Consider the following 17,882-nt stretch of genomic DNA (forward strand, 5'->3'; position numbering starts at 1 on the left):
CAAATACGACGAGTATCCAAGGAGTATCCCAGTGGCACAGTTCGAGTGGACCGTACTCGACCAGAAGGCGGTCGACACGGCGCGGCTGCTCGCCGCCGACGCGGTGGAGAAGGCCGGCAACGGTCACCCCGGCACCGCCATGAGCCTCGCCCCGGTCGCGCACACCCTGTTCCAGAAGGTCATGCGCCACGACCCGAGCGCCCCCGACTGGGAAGGCCGCGACCGCTTCGTGCTCTCGTGCGGCCACTCCAGCCTGACCCTGTACGTGCAGCTGTACCTCCAGGGCTACGGCCTGGAGCTTGAGGACCTGAAGAGCCTGCGCCAGTGGGGTTCGCTGACCCCGGGCCACCCCGAGGTGGGCCACACCGCCGGCGTTGAGACCACCACCGGGCCGCTGGGCCAGGGCCTGGCGACCGCCGTGGGCATGGCGATGGCCGCCCGCCGCGAGCGCGGCCTGTTCGACCCCGAGCCGGCCGTGGGCGAGAGCCTGTTCGACCACTTCGTGTATGTGATCGCGTCCGACGGCGACATCGAGGAGGGCGTGACCCACGAGGCCTCCGCCATCGCGGGTGTGCAGGAACTCGGCAACCTCGTGGTCGTCTACGACGACAACGAGATCTCCATCGAGGACGACACCAAGATCGCCCTGGGCGAGGATGTCGCCCAGCGCTACGAGGCCTACGGCTGGCATGTCCAGACCGTCGACTGGAAGTCCGGCGCCGAGTACGAGGAGGACCCGAAGGCCCTCTTCGAGGCGATCGAGAAGGCCAAGGCCGTCACGGACAAGCCCTCGCTGATCCGCCTGAAGACCATCATCGGCTGGCCCGCGCCGAAGAAGCAGAACTCCTACGCCGCGCACGGCTCCGCCCTGGGCGCCGAGGAGATCGCCGCGACCAAGGAGCTGCTCGGCTTCGACCCGGCCGTCTCGTTCAACGTGCCCGAGGACGTCCTCGCGTACACCCGCGGCTCGATCGAGCGCGGCCAGAACGAGCGCTCGGCGTGGCAGACCGAGTTCAACAACTGGGCCGCCGCGAACCCGGCGAACAAGGCCCTGCACGACCGCCTGTGGGCGGGCGAGTTCCCCGAGGGCTTCGAGGACGCGTTCCCCGTGTTCGAGCCGTCCGAGAAGGGCGTCGCGACCCGTTCGGCCTCCGGCAAGGTCCTGTCGGCCCTCGCGCCGGTCCTGCCCGAGCTGTGGGGCGGCTCGGCCGACCTCGCGGGCTCGAACAACACCACGATGGACGGCGAGCCGTCGTTCCTGCCGCTGTCGCGCCAGACGAAGGCCTACCCGGGCAACCCGTACGGCCGCACCCTCCACTTCGGCATCCGCGAGTTCGCGATGGGCACGATCCTCAACGGCATCAAGCTCCACGGCCCGACCCGCCCGTACGGCGGCACGTTCCTCGTGTTCTCCGACTACATGCGCGGCGCGGTCCGCCTCGCGGCCCTCATGAAGACCCCCGTGGTCTACGTGTGGACGCACGACTCGATCGGCCTCGGCGAGGACGGCCCGACCCACCAGCCGGTCGAGCACCTCGCCTCGCTCCGCGCCATCCCGGGCCTGGACGTCATCCGCCCCGGCGACGCGAACGAGACCGCCGTGGTCTGGAAGACCCTGCTGGGCAAGACCGACCGCCCGGCCGCGCTGGCGCTGACCCGCCAGAACATCCCGGTGTGGGACCGCACGAAGTTCGCTTCGGCCGAGGGCGCCGCGAAGGGCGCGTACACCCTCCTCGACACCGAGGGCACCCCCGACGTGATCCTGATGGGCTCCGGCTCCGAGGTGCAGCTCGCGGTCAAGGCCGCCGAGTCGCTCGCGGGCGAGGGCGTCAAGGCCCGCGTCGTGTCCGTGCCGTCGATCGAGTGGTTCGACGAGCAGGACGAGGACTACCGCGAGTCGGTGCTGCCGAAGGCGGTCAAGGCCCGCGTCTCGGTCGAGGCCGGCATCGGCCTGTCCTGGCGCGACCTCGTGGGTGACGCGGGAGTCAGCGTCTCCCTGGAACACTTCGGTGCCTCCGCGCCGTTCGAGAAGCTGTACGAGGAGTTCGGCATCACCGCCGCCGCCGTGGCGGACGCGGCCCGCTCCTCCATCAAGAAGGCACAGCAGTAGCAACGTCGAAGAACTAGCTGGAAAGCTGGAGGAACACCGATGAGCGCGAACGAGAACCTCGCTGGACTGTCGGCAGCGGGAGTGTCCGTCTGGTTGGACGACATCTCGCGTGAACGCCTGGAGACGGGCAACCTGAAAGACCTCATCGCCGGGTCGTCCGTCGTGGGCGTCACCTCGAACCCGTCCATTTTCGCCGCGGCCCTCTCCAAGGGCAGCGCGTACGACGAGCAGATCGCCGACCTGGCGGTCCGCAAAGTGAGCGTCGACGAGGCCGCTCGCGCCATCACCACCTTCGACATCCGCTGGGCCGCGGACGTCCTGGCCCCGGTCTTCGAGACCACCGGGGGCCAGGACGGCCGCGTGTCCATCGAGGTCGACCCGCGCCTCGCCAACGAGACGCAGGCGACCATCGCCGAGGCCAAGGCCCTGTGGTGGGCCGTGGACCGGCCGAACACCATGATCAAGATCCCCGCCACCCGGGCCGGGCTCCCCGCCATCACGGCCGCGATCGCGGCGGGCATCAGCGTCAACGTGACGCTGATCTTCTCGCTCGAGCGCTACCGCGAGGTCATGGACGCCTACATGGCGGGGCTGGAGTCCGCGAAGGCCGCCGGGATCGACCTCTCCTCGATCCGCTCCGTCGCCTCCTTCTTCGTGTCCCGTGTGGACGCGGAGATCGACAAGCGGCTCGACGGCATCGGCACCGACCTCGCCGTCTCGCTCAAGGGCAAGGCGGCAGTCGCCAACGCGCGCTTGGCGTACCAGGCGTTCGAGAACGTCACCGCGTCCCCGCGCTGGGAGGCCCTGGCCGCCGCCGGCGCCCACCCGCAGCGCCCGCTGTGGGCCTCCACCTCGGTCAAGAACCCGCAGTACCGCGACGTCCTCTACGTCGAGGACCTCGTCGCCCCCGGCACCGTGAACACGATGCCCGAGGGCACCCTCCGCGACTTCGCCGACCACGGCGAGACCGAGCCCGACACGGTGCGCCCGTTCTACGACGAGGCCGCCACGGTCCTGCTGCGCCTCAAAGAGGTCGGCATCGACTACGACGATGTCGTGCAGGTGCTCGAGGACGAGGGCGTCGAGAAGTTCATCGTCAGCTGGAAGCAGCTTCTGGACCAGATCGAATCCAAGCTCAGTGAGAGCGGAGAATAGAAGTGAGCGATCCGATGGGAAAGATGGAAGCCGCTGGCGGCCTGGCCGCGACCACGGGCGTCGACGTGAACCGGACCGTCGAGCGGCTCCGGGCCGAGGGCATCCCGGCCAAGGTCGCCGCCAAGGACGCCACCCTGTGGGGCCCCGAGGCTGAAGAGGAGGCCGCGATCCGGCTCGGCTGGGTCGACACCTTCGTCAAGTCGAAGGAGCTCCTCGCACCGCTCGCGAAGCTCCGCGCCGAGCTGGGCGAGCAGGGCATCGACCATATCGCCCTCGCGGGCATGGGCGGCTCCTCGCTCGCCCCCGAGGTCATCTCCCGCACCCTCGACCTGGGGATCAGCATCCTCGACACCACCGACCCCGGCCAGATCCTGACCGAGTTCGGCGAGGCCAAGCTGCGGCGCACCGCCGTCGTCGTGTCCTCCAAGTCCGGGTCCACCGTGGAGACCGACTCCCAGCGCCGCGCCTTCGAGAAGGCGTTCGAGGGCATCGGGATCACCGAGCACGCGGGCCGCTTCGTGTTCGTCACCGACCCCGGCTCCGCGCTCGAAGAGCTCGCGACGAAGCAGGGCTCGCACCTGTTCCTCGCCGACGCCACCGTGGGCGGCCGGTACTCGGCGCTCACCGCGTTCGGCCTCGTCCCGACCGCGCTCGCGGGCGCCGACGTAGCCGAGCTGATCGACCAGGCCGAGGCCTTCGCGGCCACCATCGGCTCCGACGGCGACGACCCGGCGGTCGTGCTCGGCGCGGTCATCGCGGCCAAGCCGACGATCACCATCGCCGACGACGGCACCGGCATCGTGGGCCTGGGCGACTGGGCCGAGCAGCTCATCGCCGAGTCCCTCGGCAAGGACGGCAAGGGCACGCTCCCGGTCGTCCTCGAAGGACCCGCCGCGGCGGGCGCGCGCGGCTCCGACCGCGTGTACGCCACCGTCGGGGGCTCCTCGACGGGCCTGCCGTCCTCGGGTTCGGCGCTGGCGATGCCGGACGTGGTCGTCAACGGCCCCTTGGGCGCCCAGTTCCTCGCGTGGGAACTCGCGACCGCTTACGCGGGCTACCTGATCGGCATCGACCCGTTCAACCAGCCCAACGTGACCGAGTCGAAGAACAACACCAACCGCATCCTCAAGGACGGCCTGCCGGAAGAGCGGCCGCACGCCGTCGACGGCTCGGTGGAGATCTACGGCTCGCACGCCGAGACCGTCGCCGGCGCGCTCGGCGAGGTGCTCACCGACGCCGACCGCGAGGACGCGTACATCGCCGTCCTGGCCTACCTGGACCGGATCGAAGACGCCGACGTGGCGAAGCTCCGGGCCGAACTGGCCGATCGCACCGGCGCGCCCGTCACGTGGGGCTGGGGACCGCGGTTCCTGCACTCCACGGGCCAGTTCCACAAGGGCGGCCGCCAGACCGGCGTGTTCCTGCAGCTCACCGGCGAGGTCGAGCAGGACCTCGAGATCCCCGGCCGCGAGTACAGCTTCGCCGGGCTCCAGGCCGCGCAGGCCGCCGGGGACCGCCAGGCCCTCGAATCGCGCGAGCGCCCGCTCGTGCGCCTGCACCTGACCGACCGCAAGCGCGGCATCAACCAGCTGCTCCACGCCGTGAGGGAGCTGAGCTAGATGGGCGAGACCCTGTACTCCACCAACCCGCTCCGCGACCCCGCCGACCGTCGGCTCCCGCGGATCCCCGAGCCCTGCGCCCTGGTGATCTTCGGCGTCACCGGCGACCTCGCGAAGAAGAAGCTCATCCCGGCCGTCTACGACCTCGCCAACCGGGGCCTGCTCCCGGCGTCGTTCGTGATCGTCGGCTTCGCCCGGCGCGACTGGGGGGACGAGACGTTCGAAGAGATGGCCCGCGAGGCCGCCAAGTCGCACGCCCGCACGCCCTGGCGCGAAGAGGTCTGGGCCCGCCTGGCCGGCAACTTCAAGTTCGTGCCCGGCACGTTCGACGACGACGAGGCGTTCGACAAGCTCGACGCCACGGTCGACGAGCTGCGCATCACGCACGGCATTGTCGGCAACGCGGCGTTCTACTTCTCGATCCCGCCGCTGGCGTTCCCCACGGTGCTCAAGCAGCTCAAGCGGACCGGCATGTCGGACAACCGCCAGGACGGCGGCGGCTGGCGCCGCGTCGTGGTCGAGAAGCCGTTCGGTGAGGACCGCCCCTCCGCGGCCGAGCTGAACAAGCTCGTCGACGACGTGTTCACCGCCGAAGACGTGTTCCGCATCGACCACTACCTCGGCAAGGAGACGGTGCAGAACATCTTCGCGCTGCGCTTCGCGAACGCCATGTTCGAGCCGATCTGGAACTCCAACTACGTCGACCACGTCCAGATCACCATGGCCGAGGACGTCGGCATCGGCTCCCGGGCCGGGTTCTACGACGACAACGGCGCGGCCCGCGACGTCCTCCAGAACCACGTGCTGCAGCTCCTGGCCATCGCGGCCATGGAGCAGCCCAACGGGTTCGAGGCCGAGGAGATCCGCACCGAGAAGCTGAAGGTCCTGCGGGCCATCAAGCTCCACGACGACCTCGAGGCCACCGCCATCCGCGGCCAGTACGCGGACGGCTGGGTCCAGGGGCGCCCCGTCCAGGGCTACCTGTCCGAGGAGAACATCCCGCCGACCTCGACCACCGAGACCTACGCGGCGGTCCAGCTCGGCATCCAGAACCGGCGCTGGAACGGCGTCCCGTTCTACCTGCGCACCGGCAAGCGGCTCCCCAAGCGGGTCACCGAGATCGCGGTGGTCTTCAAGGAGGCCCCGCACATGCCCTTCGCCGACTACGACACCAAGACGCTCGGCAACAACCAGCTGGTCATCCGCGTCCAGCCGGACGAGGGCATCACGGTGAAGTTCGGCTCGAAGGTCCCCGGCACCGGCATGGAGCTGCGGGACATCTCGATGGGCTTCGGCTACGGCGAGACCTTCACCGAGTCCAGCCCCGAGGCGTACGAGCGGCTCATCCTGGACGTGCTCCTGGGCGACAAGACCCTGTTCCCCGACGCGCAGGAAGTCGACGCCTCCTGGGCCGTCGTCGACCCGCTCGAGGAGTTCTGGGCCAACACCAAGCCCGAACCGTACGAGTCGGGCACCTGGGGCCCGACGGGCGCCGATCTCATGCTGCAAGCATCCGGCCGCCGCTGGCGCCGGGCCTAGAAGGGGAGTCTGGAAGTGCATCTGAAGGACACCACCACCGGCGGCATCATGAAGGCCCTCGACGGGCTCCTGCATGAGGTCGGCGGCGGTTCCAGCCTCGCGCTCAACCTGGTCGCACTGACCACTGAGGATGAGCGCGAGGAGGTGGAGAACGCCGCCTCCGTCGCCGCGCAGGAACACCCGTACCGGCTCATCATGGCGATCCCGCGCGACCTCGAGGCCACCGAGCCGCGCATCGACGCCGAAGTGACCGTGGGCGAGCGGCTCGGCTCCGCCGAGGCGATCATCCTGCGCCTCGACGGCCCGGCCGCCGCGCACCTGAGCTCGATCGTGCTGCCCATGCTGGCCTCCGACGTCCCGGTGGTCACCTGGTGGCTGCTGGACCCGGTCCGCTACGGCCTGGAGCAGGAGCTGCGCAGCTTCGCCGACCGCCGCATCACGTACTCGGCGCGCGCGAACGACCCGGTGCAGTCGCTGTACCGGCGGGCGGAGACGTACGTCGCCGGCGACACCGACATCTGCTGGACCCGCATCAGCCTGTGGCGCTCGCTCATCGCCAGCGCCTTCGACGGGGTGACCCACGCGGTCGAGAAGATCACCATCAAGGCGGACGACGACGACCCGTCGGCGCAGCTCATGGCCGCGTGGCTGCACACGCGACTGGGCGTGTCGCCGGAGATCGTCGACACCGAGGTGGAGCGCAACTCCGAGCACCTGCCCGCGATCGCCTCCGTGGCGTTCACGATGGCCGGGGGCGAGACCATGGAGGTCGAGCGGAAGGCCGACGGCACCACCGTGCTGCGCCAGGCGGGGCTGCCCAAGCGCCGCCAGACGCTGCAGGGCCGCACGCTCGGCCAGCTGCTCGCCGAGGAGCTGCGGCACATCGACCCCGACACGGCCTACCGGAAGGTGCTCGACACCTTCCAGGAGCACTACGCGGCCGAGCGGGCGAACGCATGAGCCGTTCGGGTGCGGTGATCGTCCACAACGACGCCGACGTGCTGGCGGAGGCGGTCGCGTCGCGGCTGCTCAACCGGCTCGCGGATGCGCAGGCGCACCGCGGCGAGGCGTCGATCGTCCTGACGGGCGGGCGGATCGCGGCGAAGGTGTACCAGAACATCCTGGGTTCGCCGATCCGCACGGTCGTGGACTGGTCGAAGGTCGACTTCTGGTGGGGCGACGAGCGGTTCCTGCCGTCCGGCGACCCGGAGCGGAACGAGACGCAGGCTCGGGAGGCGTTCCTGGACCACCTGCCGGTGGACCCGAAGCGCGTGCACCCGATGGCGGCCTCCGATGCGGTCGGCTCTCCCGAAGAGGCGGCCGAGCTGTACGCGGCCGAGCTGGGCTCGGAAGTGCCCGCGTTCGACCTGCTGCTCTTGGGCATCGGCGAGGACGGTCACGTCGCGTCGCTGTTCCCGGGGAACCCGGCGCTCGACGTCGACGGCGTCGCGGTTGTGGGGGTGCGCAACTCCCCCAAGCCGCCGCCGGAGCGCGTCTCGCTGACGATGAGCGCGATCAATTCGGCTACGGCCGCATGGATCATCGCCTCGGGCGAGGGCAAGGCCGAGGCGGTCGACGAGGCACTTTCGAAGGGCGAGCTTCCCGCCGGTCGGGTGAAGGCGACGGGCCACACCCGGTGGCTCATCGACAAGGACGCGGCCTCGCAGCTGAAGCACTTGGAGTTCTAGGCACAAGCGCGAGGGCCCGGCTCCGTTCCTGCAACCAGGGAGGGAGCCGGGCCCTTCGTCGTGTCGGCGGTGCATCGCCCAACCTTGCGATGCGGGGCCGCCTCTCAACTGCGCCTTTGCGTTGCGCCTTGCTCTTAGAACAGTGAACGCTCGCCGCGGGCGGCGGCGCGTGCGGCGAGGGCTTCGGCGAGGAGGTCTTCCGCCTCTTCGTCACTGCGGCGCTCGCGCACATAGGTGAGATGGGACTTGTAGGGCTTGGCGGTGCGGCGTTCCGGAGGGTTGTCCTGGTCGGGGCTGGCGGGCCAGCCGCAGCAGGTGCAGTCCCACTCCTGCGGGACCTCGACGTAGAGCGCGAATGACAGTGCGGTCTCGTGTCCGTTGGCGCACCAGTACTTGATGTGCTGCCGGGGCACCGGCTCGCCGCGTTCCGAGTGAAGGCCCGGGGTGGCGCCTATGCGGGTGCCTCGGATGGCCTGTCCGTTGGACATATGTGTGGTCGCTCCTCACAGACGGGGGATCTTCTGTGGACGTCAACCGGACACGGCCACAGGAGGAGCGGGCGGGAAGGGGCCGCGACTCCCCTGAGCGTCGCCGTGGAGTCACCGGTCGGAGCGGCTGGGGCACCGCCCGCAGCAATTCTATGACGTAAAGCACACACTGTAAAGACTATGGCGAAATGGTTTCACATAAAGGCAGGGACCGTGCACTCACGCACGGCCCCTTCGCGAGTCGGACCGTCCCTAGGAGATCCGAAGAACGATCTTGCCCCTGGTGCGGCCGCTCTGACTCGCCCGCCACGCCACCGCAGCCTGTTCAAGCGGATAGGTCTCCGAGATCGGCACGACGAGCTCCCGCGACTCGGTGAGCGCGGCGAGCTGCCGCAGATCCTCCGAATCCGCACCCACGAACACGTACTCCCCGCCTTGCTCCCTGATCGCGGGGTCGATGATCGAGACGACCCTGGAAGGATCGGTTCCGGCTTCGATCGACAGCTCGATCGCATCGCCGCCCGCCGCGTCCATGGCCGCATCGGGACCGTCGGGGACCAGCAATCGAACGCGCTCAAGCAGTCCGGGACCGTATTCGACCGGCTCGGCCCCGAACGCGACGAGGTAGTCGTGGTTGCGGGCGCTGGCGGTGCCGATGACGCGGGCGCCGCGAGCCTTCGCGATCTGGACCGCCATGGTCCCCACGCCGCCCGCGGCGGCGTGGATGAGCACGGTGTCGCCGTCCTTGACCCGCACCGCATCCAGGCATTGCAGCGCCGTCATGCCGACGAGGGGAAGCCCTGCGGCGGAACCCCAGTCGAGGTTCGCGGGCTTCTTGGCGATCATGCCGGGCTCGGCGATCGTGTACTCCGCGTAGGTCCCCCACTTGGCGACCGGGCGGCGCACGTACCCGAACACCTCGTCCCCGACCGCGAAGTCCGCCACCCCGGATCCGACCTCGGCGATGACACCGGCGGCATCCCACCCGGGGATGAGCGGGAACTCCCCCGGGATCGCGGCATCGAGGAGCCCGGCCCCGACCTTCCAGTCAACCGGGTTCACCGAGGTCGCCCTGAGTTCCACGAGCACTTCCCCGGCCGCGCACTGCGGCCGCGGGACCTCGGCGACTTCCAGATCATCGGCCCCGCCGTAGCGGGGCAGCACCACTGCCTTCATAAATGGCATCCCACCACGAAACGGCAGCCGGGACACCGAAACAGCCCGCACTCGCGCGGCCGCGGCCTCCGCCGGGGAAGAGACCCCGGCGGAGGACGAGACGGCGCCGTCAAGCCGGGACGAACTGCCGCCGTCCGCTCCTGGCCAGGTGGGAACCCGCGCATTCGCCGCATTCGTGTCGGCCTTCGAGTTCAGGCCCCACCCGCCATCCCTCGGCCTCAGCGGCCGCGCACAGCACCGGCCAACTGAAATAGGAGTCGTCGCCGCATCGGAACGACGTTCCGCACTGATCGCAGCGCAGCTCGTACTCGATGCCGCCGTTGAAGTAGCTGTAGCACTCTCCGCTCATTCTGGTTCGCTCCCCCAGGGGGCGCCCGGCACCGCCGAACGGCCGGGCGCCCCGATCGTCGCGGCTGCGGCCGCTACTGCTCGATCTCGCGCTTCCCTGGCCCGATGAGCACCTTGCGCGGCTTGGCCTCCTCGGCCATCGGGATCTTCAGCGTGAGCACGCCATCCCGATAGGACGCCTCCACCTGCTCGGTGTCGAGCGAGTCGCTGAGGAAGATCTGGCGCATGAACTCGCCCGTGGGGCGCTCGGCGTGGATGACCTCGCGGTCGCCGAGCTCCGCCGGACGGCGTTCGGCCCTGACGGTGAGGACGTTCCGCTCGACCTCGAGGTCGATGTCCTCTTCCCGCACACCCGGCAGGTCGAGCTCCACCGTGAAGGCGTGGCCTTCCTTCCACGCGTCCATCGGCATCATGAGCTGCGAACCGTCGCGGGAGAACAACTGCTGAGCGAGACGGTCGAACTCGCGGAACGGGTCCGTGCGCATCAGCATTGCAGGTCACCTCCTGAATGAGACCTCAAAACAAACCGACACAAAAATATATAGCGCAGGATTGAGATTTTGTCCACCAGAGCCAAGAGGTAAACTGGTGCCGAAGAACGTCGAAAGCTGGAGGACAAGTGGCCCGCAAGCCCGAGGGAGCAACACCGCAGTTCGGCAGGTACGCGCCCGATCAAGCCGTGTACGGCATCTCGGTCGCGGCCGAACTGATGAACCTCGCACCCCAGACGCTGCGCGTCTACGAGGCCCGGGGCCTGATCGAGCCCAGCCGGACCTCCGGCGGCACCCGCCGGTACAGCGACGACGACCTGGGGCGCATCCAGCACATCAACGAGCTCCTGGAGATCGGACTGAACTTGGCGGGCATCAAGCTCGTACTGGAGATGGAAGTGGAGAACCAGCGCCTGCGCGCAGAGCTCGGCGAGACCCGCGCTCGCCTGAAGCGATATGAGGACTCCTGACCCGCAGGGCAAGGCGAAGGCCCCGACCGCATTGCGGTCGGGGCCTTCGCAGCAGTCTGTCGGCGCCTAGACGAGGGTGCGCAGGAGCAGGCCGTAGGCCACGATGCACGCGAACCAGATGACCCCGACGCCGATCGTGATCCGGGTGAGGTTCTTCTCCGCCACCGAGGAGCCCGAGGCCACCGAGGACATGCCGCCGCCGAACATGCTCGACAGACCGCCGCCCTTGCCCTTGTGCAGCAGCACCATGAGGATCAGGACCGCGCTGGAGAGCAGCAGCAGGATCAGCAGGGCGTAACTCAGAACCGTCATCATCGGTGATCGGGTGTCCTCTCAGCAATTCTGGCCCGTTATGGGGCGCGGGCCACGCCCGAGTCTAGCGTTTGGCTTATCGGTAAGCCACGCGGCCTTGCCTGCTAGAAAGACGCGGGGAAAGCTTGCCAAGCGCCCAGAGCAAAGGAGCCGCCGCACAACGCTGTGCGGCGGCCCTGTCTGCGGCCTGCAGCGCTCAGCTCGGGCACTGCAGGCGGTTGTTCTACGCTCCCGCGTGTTCCGGGAAGCGCACGATCTTGGCGAACTCTTCAGCGTCGAGGCTCGCGCCGCCCACGAGGGCGCCGTCGATGTCGGGCTTGGCCATGATCTGGGCGACATTCGAGGACTTGACCGAACCGCCGTAGAGGATCCGGACCCGCTCGGCGACCGCACCGAACTTGTCGGCGAGCGCGCGGCGCAGGGCCCCGATGACCTCCTGGGCGTCCTCGGCGCTGGCCGTGCGGCCGGTGCCGATGGCCCAGACGGGCTCGTAGGCCACGACGACCTTGGCGAGCTCGTCCTCGGTGAGGCCGTCGACGGCAGCGATGAGCTGGCTGACGGAGTGCTCGATGTGGTTGCCGGCCTCGCGCACGTCGAGCGCCTCGCCGACGCACAGGATCGGGCTGATGCCGTTGTTGAGGGCCTGGCGGACCTTGGCGGCCACCAGTTCGTCGCCCTCTTCGTGGTACTGGCGGCGCTCGGAGTGGCCGACGGCCACGTAGGAGCAGCCGAGCTTCGCGAGCATCGAGCCGGCGATCTCGCCGGTGTAAGCGCCCGACGGGTGCGCCGACAGGTCCTGGGCGCCGAAGCCGATGGTCAGCTTGTCGCCGTCGACGAGCGTCTGCACGCTGCGGATGTCGACGAACGGCGGCAGGACGACCGTCTCGACCGCTTCGAGCTGCTCGCGGGTGAGGCTGAAGGCGAGCTTCTGCACCAGTCCGATCGCCTCGAGGTGGTTGAGGTTCATCTTCCAGTTGCCGGCGATGAGCGGCTTGCGGGTCTCAGTCATCTTCAATTCTCCAGTGCGTCCAGGCCGGGCAGGGTCTTGCCCTCGAGGTACTCGAGGCTCGCCCCTCCGCCGGTCGAGATGTGGCCGAAGCCGTCCTCGGGCAGGCCGAGGGTGCGGACCGCGGCGGCGGAGTCGCCGCCGCCGACCACCGAGAACGCCTCGGAGTCGACGAGCGCCTGCGCGACGGTCTTGGTGCCGGCGGCGTAGTCGGGGAACTCGAAGACGCCCATGGGGCCGTTCCAGAACACGGTCTTGGCTCCGGCGATCCGCTCGGCGAAGAGCTTCGCGGACTCGGGGCCGATGTCGAGGCCCATGCGGTCGGCCGGGATCGCGTCCACGCCTACAGTGAGCGGTTCGGCGTCGGCGGCGAACTCGGCCGCGGTGGTCGTGTCGACCGGCAGCAGCAGTTCGACGCCGAGTTCGGCGGCGCGCTCGAGGTAGGTCTTGCAGACCTCGATCTGGTCCTTCTCGAGCAGCGAGGAGCCGACCTCGTAGCCCTTGGCGGCGAGGAAGGTGAACATCATGCCGCCGCCGACGATGAGCGTGTCGACCTTGTCGAGCAGGTTGTCGATGACCGCGAGCTTGTCGGAGACCTTCGCGCCGCCGAGGATGACGACGTACGGCTGCTCGGGCTTGCCGGTGAGCTTCGAGAGGACCTCGACCTCTTTGGCGATGAGCCAGCCCGCGTAGTGCGGGAGCAGCTGCGCGACGTCGTAGACGGAGGCGTGCTTGCGGTGCACGGCGCCGAAGGCGTCGTCCACGTACACGTCGCCGAAGGCGGCCAGCTGGCCGGCGAACTCGGCCCGCTGGGTGTCGTCCTTGCTGGTCTCGCCCTTGTTGAAGCGCAGGTTCTCCAGCAGGAGGACGTCGCCGTCGCTCTGGGCGACGGCCTTGTTCTCGGCGTCCGTCCCGACGGTGTCGGTCGCGAAGGCGACCTCGCGGCCGAGGACCTCGCCGAGGCGCTGGGCCACGGGGGCCAGCGAGAAGGCGGGGTCGGGCTCGCCCTTCGGGCGGCCCAGGTGCGAGCACACCACGACTCGGGCGCCGGCGTCCGCCAGCGCCTTGACGGTGGGCGCGACGGCGCGGATGCGGCCGTCGTCGGTGATGTTCTTCCCGTCGAGAGGGACGTTGAGGTCGGCGCGTACGAGTACGCGCCGACCGTTGACGCCCTCCTGCAGGAGTTCGTCGAGCGTCTTCATCAGGCTGCTAGCCGACCAGCTTGACGAGGTCGACGAGGCGGTTCGAGAAGCCCCACTCGTTGTCGTACCAGCCGAAGACCTTGACCTGGTTGTCGATGACCTTGGTCAGGAGGCCGTCGATGATGCACGAGTGCGGGTCGGTCTCGATGTCCTTGGAGACGATCGGGTCCTCGGTGTAGTACAGGATGCCCTTGAGCGGGCCCTCGGCGGCGGCCTTGAGCGCGGCGTTGACCTCTTCGGCCGTCACGTTGCGCGACGCCTCGAAGGTGAGGTCGGTGATCGAGCCGGTCGGGACCGGGACGCGCAGCGAGTAGCCGTCGAGCTTGCCGTTGAGCTCGGGCAGCACCACGCCGACGGCCTTGGCGGCGCCGGTGGTGGTGGGCACGACGTTGAGGGCGGCGGCGCGGGCGCGACGCGGGTCGCTGTGCGGGCCGTCCTGCAGCATCTGGTCCTGGGTGTAGGCGTGGATCGTGGTCATCAGACCCTTCTCGATGCCCACGGACTCGTTCAGGACCTTGGCCATCGGGGCCAGGCAGTTGGTGGTGCACGAGGCGTTCGAGATGACGTTGTGCTTCTCGGCGTCGTACTTGTCGTGGTTGACGCCCATCACGATCGTGATGTCCTCGTTCTTCGCCGGAGCGGAGATGATGACCTTCTTGGCGCCGCCTTCGAGGTGGGCCGAGGCCTTCGTGCCGTCGGTGAAGAAGCCGGTGGACTCGATGACGACGTCCGCGCCGACCTCGCCCCAGGGCAGGTTCTTCGGGTCGCGCTCGCTGAACGCCTTGATGGTCTTGCCGTTGACGGTGAGCTCACCGTCGCCGATCTTGACCTCGTACGGCAGGCGGCCGAGGATCGAGTCGTACTTGAGCAGGTTGGCGATGGTGTTGAGGTCGCCGAGGTCGTTGAAGGCGACGATTTCGATATCGGCGCCAGAGGCGAGAACCGCCCGGAAGAAGTTGCGCCCAATGCGGCCGAAGCCGTTGACGCCCACACGGATGGTCACGTGGCCATCTCCTCGCTTGAACAGGATCGAATAACTGACTGAGACCGGGAGCGGTCTCGTACGCGATCCGTTCAGCCGAATAGCGACGGTGGAACAGATCGCTGTTCGGCCTCGTCGCCGAGCACTCTTTAACCCTACCGCTGCAGTTCCTGAACCATTCGCGGCCGGTTCCCCCCGATCATGTCACACCCGGAACAGAGGTGTGACATCGCGGTTAAGCGTATAGGTTGATCGGCCGTCGGCGCGAGTTACCGCGCCCAAGGACGGGCAGGAAGTGCGCACGTCAGGCGACGAACATTTCCTCTTCCGCGACAACGTCGTCGGGCCCGGGGATGCCGTGCTCCTGGGCGCGCTTGGTCGCCATGTTGATGAGGCGGCGGATGCGTCCCGCGATGGCGTCCTTGGTCAGGGGAGGGTCGGCGAGCGCGCCGAGCTCCTCGAGCGAGGCCTGGCGGTGGTCGAGGCGCAGGCGCCCCGCGGAGGCGAGGTGCTCGGGGACGTCGTCGCCGAGGACTTCGAGGGCGCGGGTGACCTTCGCGGCGGCGGCGACGGCGGCGCGCGCGGAGCGGCGCAGGTTGGCGTCGTCGAAGTTGGCGAGGCGGTTGGCGGTGGCGCGTACTTCGCGGCGGACGCGGCGTTCTTCCCAGGTGAGGACCGAGGAGTGGGCGCCGAGGCGGGTGAGCAGCTCGCCGATGGCGTCGCCGTCGCGGATGACGACGCGGTCGACCCCGCGCACGTCGCGGGACTTCGCGGCGATGCCGAGGCGCCGCGCGGCGCCGACGAGCGCGAGCGCCGATTCGGGGCCCGGGCAGGTGACCTCGAGCGAGGAGGAGCGGCCGGGCTCGGTGAGGGAGCCGCGGGCGAGGAAGGCCCCGCGCCAGGCGGCCTCGGCGCAGCACGGGTAGGCGCCGACGACGTGGTTGGGCAGGCCCCGGACGGGGTAGCCGCGCTGGTCGGTGAGGCCGATCTGCTTGGAGAAGGCCTGGCCGTCCGCCATGACGCGCAGCAGGTAGTGGTTGTTGCGGCGCAGCCCGGCGGCCACGAGCACGTGGATTTCGGACTCGTAGTGGTAGAGCTGGTCGATCATGCGCTTGGCGCGGCGGGCGACGTTGCCGGCGTCCACCTCGGCCTCGACGACGACGTTGCCCTGGCCGACGAGGTGGAGGCCTCCGGCGAACCGGAAGAGCGCACCGAGTTCAGCGCGCTGGCAGCAGGATTTCGTCACCTCGATGCGACTGAGTTCGTCCTTGACCTCCGAGGTCATCGCCATTCGTTAACCACCATCTTCGACCAGCAGGTTTCCCAATACGGCAGCCAGCGCGGCGACATCGTGCGTCACGCCGTCGGAGGCGAGGTCCGCCGCGACCAGCTGGGCCTCCAACGATTGTGCCGCACTGTTCAACGATCCGGGATCGGCGAGGGTTCGGGTATCGCCTGAGACGACGTAGTGAAACCGGACACCTTCGGCGTATCGGCGCAGCGTGTCGACATGTCCGGCGAGGGTGAGGCCGTCGGTCTCCTTCTCCTCGGAGAGGTTGAGCACGACGATGCGGCGGGCCTTCGAGGCGCCGATGGCCTCGCGGAGGTCGGGGAGGAGCAGGTGCGGGATGACGGAGGTGTACCAGGAGCCGGGGCCGAAGACGTGCCAGTCGGCCTCGGCGACGGCTTCGAGGGTCTCGGGGCAGGCGGTGGCGTCCGCGGGGAGGAGCCGCACGTCCTTGACGCTGCCGTCGGCGACGGCGACGTCGTGCTGGCCGACGATGGTGCGGGTGCCGGGGCCCTCTTCGAGGTCGGCCTCGATGTCGAGCGGGGTGCAGGACATGGGGAGGACGCGGGCGCGGGAGCCGAGGAGGCGGGCGGCGAAGTCGAGGGCGACCACGGGGTCGGCGTGGAGTTCGAGGAGGCCGGTGAGGACGACGTTGCCGACGGGGTGGCCGGTGAGGAAGTCCTCGCCGCCGAAGCGGTGGGAGAAGAGGCGGGCGGTCTCGGATTTCGCCGGGTCCGCGGTGGCGACGAGGGCTTTGCGCAGGTCGCCGGGGGGCAGGACCGGGCGGGTGGCCCGGATGTCGCCGGTGGAGCCGCCGTCGTCGGCCACGGTGACCACAGCGGTGAGGTCCACGTCGAGCCTGGTGAGGGCGCGGAGCGCGGCCGAGAGGCCCCGCCCGCCGCCGAACGCGACGACTCTGGTCATGCGGTCACCTCGGGAGTGGGGCGTTCGGGTCGGGGAGGGAAGGCGTCCGGAGGACCCGCGTGGGGGGCGTGGCCGTCCCGGCCGGGTCCTGCGGGCGCGTCGGTCACTCGTTGCCCCGGTCGCGGTGGTGGGTGTTGGCGGGGAAGCCGGCGGCGTTGAGGCGCTTCGCGAGCGATTCGGCGATGGCGACGGAGCGGTGCTTGCCGCCCGTGCAGCCGATGGCGATCGTCATGTACCGCTTGCCTTCCCGCTCGAACCCTTGGGTGGTGCCGAGCAGCAGGGAGGCGTAGGCGGCGACGAATTCCTCGGCGCCGTCCTGGCCGAGGACGTAGTCGGAGACGTCCTGGTCGGTCCCGGTGTGCTCGCGCAGGGTGGGAACCCAGTACGGGTTGGGAAGGAATCTTACGTCGGCGACGTAGTCCGCATCGCGCGGGATGCCGTACTTGAACCCGAACGACATGCAGGTGAACTGGAGTCCCGGGGTGGAGGGCGCGAGGAAGGCCTCCTCGACGCGGGAGCGCAGCTGGTTCTCGTTGAGGTGCGTGGTGTCGAAGAGGGTGTCGGCCGAGCCGCGGGCCGGTTCGAGGATGCGGCGCTCGGCGGCGATGCCGTCGGCGAGCATCCCGTCGCCCTGGAGCGGGTGGGCGCGGCGAACCTTCTCGAAGCGGCGGATGATGATGTCGTCGTCGGCGTCGACGAACACGAGGTGGGGTTTGAAGCCGCCCTTGCGGAGGTCCTCGATGACGCCCACGAGGTCGGTCATGAACGCGCGTGAGCGCACGTCGAGGACCATCGCGGTGCGCCGCACCTCTTCTCCCCCGGCCGCGGCCAGCTCGGCGGCCTGGCCGACGAGCGATTCGGGGAGGTTGTCGATGACGTAGTAGCCGACGTTCTCCAGGGCGCGCGCCACCGTCGAGCGGCCGCCGCCGGAAATGCCGGTGACGATGACGAGGTCCAATTCGCCGCGGTCGGTCGCGCCCGCTTGCACTGCTGCCACACCCATAAGTCCAGTATCCCCGAATTCATTCCTGCCGCCGTGGTGACACGGCTTCCACGTGCTTGCCGAACTGACAAGCGTATTACT

At 69.3% G+C, this 17,882-nt stretch carries 18 protein-coding genes; 7 read left to right on the forward strand and 11 right to left on the reverse strand.

Translation table 11 applies throughout. The features are described from left to right. Window positions 1–31 precede the first annotated feature (31 nt). The 6 genes from tkt to pgl are packed head-to-tail and all read left to right on the forward strand — an operon-like array spanning window position 32 to window position 8,111. Window positions 32–2,110, forward strand: coding sequence for a transketolase (gene tkt, locus O1R50_RS09895; RefSeq protein WP_270109836.1), 2,079 nt, complete (start codon window positions 32–34; stop codon window positions 2,108–2,110). Between the two features lie 39 nt (window positions 2,111–2,149). Further along, window positions 2,150–3,265 (forward strand): transaldolase, encoded by a 1,116-nt coding sequence (gene tal / locus O1R50_RS09900; RefSeq protein WP_270109838.1) that lies wholly within the window; start codon window positions 2,150–2,152, stop codon window positions 3,263–3,265. Window positions 3,266–3,267: 2 nt separating this feature from the next. Next, window positions 3,268–4,884 carry a glucose-6-phosphate isomerase gene (locus O1R50_RS09905; protein ID WP_408612664.1) on the forward strand — a complete coding sequence of 539 codons (1,617 nt, stop codon included), beginning with the start codon at window positions 3,268–3,270 and terminating at the stop codon, window positions 4,882–4,884. After that, window positions 4,885–6,423: a glucose-6-phosphate dehydrogenase gene (gene zwf, locus O1R50_RS09910; RefSeq protein WP_270109840.1), complete on the forward strand. Its 1,539-nt coding sequence runs from the start codon at window positions 4,885–4,887 to the stop codon at window positions 6,421–6,423. Between the two features lie 15 nt (window positions 6,424–6,438). Next, window positions 6,439–7,383, forward strand: a complete 945-nt coding sequence (locus O1R50_RS09915; RefSeq protein ID WP_270109841.1) for a glucose-6-phosphate dehydrogenase assembly protein OpcA — start codon at window positions 6,439–6,441, stop codon at window positions 7,381–7,383. After that, window positions 7,380–8,111 (forward strand): 6-phosphogluconolactonase, encoded by a 732-nt coding sequence (pgl, locus tag O1R50_RS09920; protein WP_270109842.1) that lies wholly within the window; start codon window positions 7,380–7,382, stop codon window positions 8,109–8,111. Before O1R50_RS09915 ends, pgl begins: the two co-directional genes overlap by 4 nt. Before the next feature lie 134 nt (window positions 8,112–8,245). Here the strand turns inward: pgl and O1R50_RS09925 are convergent, their stop codons facing one another. The 4 genes from O1R50_RS09925 to O1R50_RS09940 form a co-directional block, all read right to left on the reverse strand. After that, entirely contained in the window at window positions 8,246–8,599 is a 354-nt protein-coding gene (locus O1R50_RS09925; protein ID WP_270109844.1) for an RNA polymerase-binding protein RbpA, read from the reverse strand. Window positions 8,600–8,851: 252 nt separating this feature from the next. Further along, complete coding sequence (locus tag O1R50_RS09930) at window positions 8,852–9,775, reverse strand: NADP-dependent oxidoreductase (protein WP_270109845.1); 924 nt, start codon at window positions 9,773–9,775, stop codon at window positions 8,852–8,854. Window positions 9,776–9,884: 109 nt separating this feature from the next. Next, on the reverse strand, window positions 9,885–10,124 hold the full coding sequence (locus O1R50_RS09935) for a hypothetical protein (RefSeq protein ID WP_270109846.1): 240 nt from the start codon (window positions 10,122–10,124) through the stop codon (window positions 9,885–9,887). A gap of 73 nt (window positions 10,125–10,197) precedes the next feature. Next, a complete protein-coding gene (locus O1R50_RS09940; RefSeq protein WP_270109847.1) occupies window positions 10,198–10,614 on the reverse strand; it encodes an Hsp20/alpha crystallin family protein in 417 nt (138 codons plus the stop codon). Between the two features lie 128 nt (window positions 10,615–10,742). On the opposite strand from O1R50_RS09940, the gene O1R50_RS09945 reads away from it, so the two are divergent. Beyond that, complete coding sequence (locus O1R50_RS09945; protein ID WP_270109848.1) at window positions 10,743–11,084, forward strand: MerR family transcriptional regulator; 342 nt, start codon at window positions 10,743–10,745, stop codon at window positions 11,082–11,084. A gap of 66 nt (window positions 11,085–11,150) precedes the next feature. Here the strand turns inward: O1R50_RS09945 and secG are convergent, their stop codons facing one another. The 7 genes from secG to rapZ form a co-directional block, all read right to left on the reverse strand. Further along, window positions 11,151–11,396 carry a preprotein translocase subunit SecG gene (gene secG, locus O1R50_RS09950; protein WP_275889748.1) on the reverse strand — a complete coding sequence of 82 codons (246 nt, stop codon included), beginning with the start codon at window positions 11,394–11,396 and terminating at the stop codon, window positions 11,151–11,153. A gap of 223 nt (window positions 11,397–11,619) precedes the next feature. Continuing rightward, window positions 11,620–12,405, reverse strand: coding sequence for a triose-phosphate isomerase (tpiA, locus tag O1R50_RS09955; RefSeq protein ID WP_270109850.1), 786 nt, complete (start codon window positions 12,403–12,405; stop codon window positions 11,620–11,622). Between the two features lie 2 nt (window positions 12,406–12,407). Beyond that, window positions 12,408–13,604: a phosphoglycerate kinase gene (locus O1R50_RS09960; protein ID WP_270109851.1), complete on the reverse strand. Its 1,197-nt coding sequence runs from the start codon at window positions 13,602–13,604 to the stop codon at window positions 12,408–12,410. 7 nt (window positions 13,605–13,611) lie between these two features. After that, complete coding sequence (gene gap / locus O1R50_RS09965; protein WP_270109852.1) at window positions 13,612–14,607, reverse strand: type I glyceraldehyde-3-phosphate dehydrogenase; 996 nt, start codon at window positions 14,605–14,607, stop codon at window positions 13,612–13,614. A 283-nt stretch (window positions 14,608–14,890) separates the two neighbouring features. Next, the gene (gene whiA / locus O1R50_RS09970) at window positions 14,891–15,877 is read right to left on the reverse strand and encodes a DNA-binding protein WhiA (protein ID WP_270109853.1); all 987 of its coding nucleotides are present in this window, start codon (window positions 15,875–15,877) and stop codon (window positions 14,891–14,893) included. A gap of 3 nt (window positions 15,878–15,880) precedes the next feature. After that, entirely contained in the window at window positions 15,881–16,798 is a 918-nt protein-coding gene (locus O1R50_RS09975) for a gluconeogenesis factor YvcK family protein (protein WP_270109854.1), read from the reverse strand. Window positions 16,799–16,901: 103 nt separating this feature from the next. Then, window positions 16,902–17,801 carry an RNase adapter RapZ gene (gene rapZ, locus O1R50_RS09980; protein ID WP_408612665.1) on the reverse strand — a complete coding sequence of 300 codons (900 nt, stop codon included), beginning with the start codon at window positions 17,799–17,801 and terminating at the stop codon, window positions 16,902–16,904. Between the last annotated feature and the right edge of the window lie 81 nt (window positions 17,802–17,882).

Source organism: Glycomyces luteolus (assembly GCF_027622875.1).
Lineage (GTDB): Bacteria > Actinomycetota > Actinomycetes > Mycobacteriales > Micromonosporaceae > Glycomyces > Glycomyces luteolus.

Coding starts and splice junctions, on each gene's coding strand:
- tal (WP_270109838.1), top strand. CDS start 2,150: ATGAGCGCGAACGAGAACCTCGCTGGACTGTCGGCAGCGGGAGTGTCC.
- zwf (WP_270109840.1), top strand. CDS start 4,885: ATGGGCGAGACCCTGTACTCCACCAACCCGCTCCGCGACCCCGCCGAC.
- pgl (WP_270109842.1), top strand. CDS start 7,380: ATGAGCCGTTCGGGTGCGGTGATCGTCCACAACGACGCCGACGTGCTG.
- O1R50_RS09925 (WP_270109844.1), bottom strand. CDS start 8,599: ATGTCCAACGGACAGGCCATCCGAGGCACCCGCATAGGCGCCACCCCG.
- O1R50_RS09930 (WP_270109845.1), bottom strand. CDS start 9,775: ATGAAGGCAGTGGTGCTGCCCCGCTACGGCGGGGCCGATGATCTGGAA.
- O1R50_RS09935 (WP_270109846.1), bottom strand. CDS start 10,124: ATGAGCGGAGAGTGCTACAGCTACTTCAACGGCGGCATCGAGTACGAG.
- O1R50_RS09940 (WP_270109847.1), bottom strand. CDS start 10,614: ATGCTGATGCGCACGGACCCGTTCCGCGAGTTCGACCGTCTCGCTCAG.
- secG (WP_275889748.1), bottom strand. CDS start 11,396: ATGACGGTTCTGAGTTACGCCCTGCTGATCCTGCTGCTGCTCTCCAGC.
- tpiA (WP_270109850.1), bottom strand. CDS start 12,405: ATGACTGAGACCCGCAAGCCGCTCATCGCCGGCAACTGGAAGATGAAC.
- O1R50_RS09960 (WP_270109851.1), bottom strand. CDS start 13,604: ATGAAGACGCTCGACGAACTCCTGCAGGAGGGCGTCAACGGTCGGCGC.
- whiA (WP_270109853.1), bottom strand. CDS start 15,877: ATGGCGATGACCTCGGAGGTCAAGGACGAACTCAGTCGCATCGAGGTG.
- O1R50_RS09975 (WP_270109854.1), bottom strand. CDS start 16,798: ATGACCAGAGTCGTCGCGTTCGGCGGCGGGCGGGGCCTCTCGGCCGCG.
- rapZ (WP_408612665.1), bottom strand. CDS start 17,801: ATGGGTGTGGCAGCAGTGCAAGCGGGCGCGACCGACCGCGGCGAATTG.